This window comes from Merdimonas faecis, assembly GCF_001754075.1.
Classification (GTDB): Bacteria; Bacillota; Clostridia; order Lachnospirales; family Lachnospiraceae; genus Merdimonas; species Merdimonas faecis.
In genome coordinates this window covers 1-2,679 of record NZ_MIEH01000032.1, presented here as the reverse complement: position 1 = coordinate 2,679, position 2,679 = coordinate 1, and the positions used below count along the sequence as shown (strand labels likewise).

Genomic DNA, 2,679 nt, shown 5'->3' with positions numbered 1-2,679 from the left:
CGCCAAATATTCCTGCGGATTTCCAGATCCTCAAGTTTTGCCTATAATTGTAGTCGATAGATATTTAGACTATTTCACTACAATTATGGAGGATAGGTTATGGCAGGTACTCGCAAAGCCCGCGTTCCAATGGCGGAACAGATCAGGCTTATCAATGAATGCCGACAGAGCGGCATGACAGATGCTGACTGGTGTCGTGAAAATAACATTGCAGTAAGCACTTTTTACAACTGGGTCAGCCGCTGCCGGAAAGCCGCAGCGGATCAGATCCCGGCAGCGAATTACGGTCATCCCCCGGTTCCCCGCCCGAAACAGGACGTGGTCCCCATTGACATTGTGCCGGATCACATTCCGGAACAGCATACAGCATCACGGATGCAAACCCCGTACCTTGACAATTCACATACGATCGAAGTTGCTATGAAGGAGATCACGGTCCGCATCAGCAATGATGCAGATCCTGTCCTGCTCACCAGGACATTCCGCCTGCTTCAGGAGCTCTCATGTTAGGCGATATCTCCGGACTTGAGAAGATCTACATTGTCTGCGGCTACACCGATATGCGCAAATCCATTGACGGACTCTGTGCTGTTATCGAGGACCAGCTTAAGATGGATCCCTCGTCCAGTGCTCTCTTCCTTTTCTGTGGAAGAAGACGGGACAGGATCAAGGCCTTGTTCAAGGAACCGGACGGCTTCGTCCTGATCTATAAGCGTTTGTCTGTCCGCGGCGGCTATCAATGGCCCAGGAAGCAGTCGGAGGTCCGGAACCTTTCCTGGCGGGAGTTTGACTGGCTGATGTCGGGGATCGATCTTGACCAGCCCAAAGCCCTCAAAGCAGAGTGAAAAGTATCTGGATTCCAATAAAAATCCTGCACAGAAAAATCCAGAAATTCCTTTTAAATTCGGCATTTTTCAGGAGCCATTTCCCTTTAGTAAAAGTTTCGTTTCTGGTACAATAAAGGTATCAAATCCGAGGAGAGAAACGATGGCTTCCAGTGCAAAAGATATCCAGCTCCGAGAGCTGAAAGATACAGTATCACAACTGAAAACAATGGTATCTGAACAGACTGAGCTGATCAGGTCTCTCCGTCTTATTATTGACGAAAAATCCGGTCACGAGAAAGCGCTTCAGGAACAGGTAGATTATCTGACCAAAAAGCTTTTCGGCTCATCCAGCGAAAAAAGATCCGATGATATTCCGGGACAACAGAATCTCTTCGATGAAGCGGAAATGGAACAAGACCCCTCTTTACCGGAAGAAGAGACCGTGATCCGGGAGCATACCCGTAAAAAGAAGGCAACCCATGAGGATCTCTTCAAAGGCCTGAAGGTTGAAAAAGTAGTGATCCCTCTTCCGGAAGAAGACCAGGTCTGCCCGGTATGCGGCACGCAGATGGTCCTGATCGGCGAAGAGTATGTCCGCCGGGAACTGGAATTCATTCCAGCTACTTGTAAAGTGATTGAATACTACAGCCAGAGTTATGGCTGCCCATCCTGCAAGGAAGGACTCGGCGATACAGAAAAGCCTGTGATCATAAAGTCTCAAGTTCCGGCGGCTCTGGTAGGGAAAGGTCCTGCCTCAGCATCCACTGTTGCATGGACCATGTATCAGAAGTATGCCAACGGGCTTCCCCTTTACCGGCAGGAAAAAGACTGGAAGCAGTATGGGGCTCAGATCAGCCGCACTACCCTTGCCAACTGGATCATCTACTGTTCACAGAACTATTTCCAGCCAATGTATGATTACTTCCACCGTGAGCTGCTGAAACGCAGCTTTGCGATGGCAGATGAAACCCGAGTTCAGGTATTGAACGAGGAAGGGCGCCGAGCCCAGACTCAATCATTCATGTGGCTGTTCCGAAGCGGCGAGGACGGGCTTCCGTCGATCATCTTGTATGGCTATTCTCCGACCAGAAGCGGCAGCCATGCGAGGGAGTTCTTGGAAGGCTACAGCGGATACCTGGAAACGGATGGATATCAGGGATACAACAATCTTCCGGGGATCAGACACTGCTCTTGTTGGGCGCATATCCGTCGATACTTTATCGACGCCGTTCCCAAAGGAAAACAGTATGACTACAGCCAGCCGGCAGTGCAGGGAGTCCAGTACTGCAACCGGTTATTCGCCATTGAGGACTCCATTAACAAAAAGTATCCCGGTGATTATGAAAAGCGGAAGCAGCTGCGTCTCGAGAAGGAAAAACCTGTTCTGGAGGCTTTCTGGTCGTGGCTCGATCAGCAGAAGCCAGTCCGGAATACCCGGATGGATAAAGCCGTGAATTACGTTCTCAACCGGCGTGATACAGCAGAGACCTATCTGGAAGACGGGCGGTGCAGCTTTACCAATAATCTCAGCGAGAATGCGATCCGTCCATTCGCAGTAGGCCGGAAGAACTGGCTGTTCAGCAATTCCGTAGAGGGAGCGAATGCCAGTGCGGTAGTCTACACAATGGTTGAGATGGCAAAAGCACACGGCCTGAACATTTACGGATATCTTAAATTTCTGCTGGAGCATCGGCCAGGTAAAGATATGACCGATGAACAGCTTGCAGAGCTGGCCCCTTGGAGTGAAAAACTCCAATCTATCAAAAATCGCATGTGAATTATAGTGAATTACTCCAACTCGCAAAGGGCTGGGGTAATTTTGTATCCGACCGCATTAATATTTGGCGCTTAC

General features: G+C 49.7%; 3 protein-coding genes. All 3 read left to right on the top strand.

Annotated features, from left to right (window positions below; genetic code table 11):
- Positions 1 to 99 precede the first annotated feature (99 nt).
- Positions 100 to 510 (top strand): IS66 family insertion sequence element accessory protein TnpA, encoded by a 411-nt coding sequence (tnpA, locus tag BKD12_RS15055; protein WP_070090178.1) that lies wholly within the window; start codon positions 100 to 102, stop codon positions 508 to 510.
- The gene (gene tnpB / locus BKD12_RS15050) at positions 504 to 845 is read left to right on the top strand and encodes an IS66 family insertion sequence element accessory protein TnpB (RefSeq protein WP_070090177.1); all 342 of its coding nucleotides are present in this window, start codon (positions 504 to 506) and stop codon (positions 843 to 845) included. The genes tnpA and tnpB overlap by 7 nt, the downstream gene beginning before the upstream one ends.
- A 142-nt stretch (positions 846 to 987) precedes the next feature.
- A complete protein-coding gene (tnpC, locus tag BKD12_RS15045) occupies positions 988 to 2,604 on the top strand; it encodes an IS66 family transposase (protein WP_070090176.1) in 1,617 nt (538 codons plus the stop codon).
- Positions 2,605 to 2,679 lie beyond the last annotated feature (75 nt).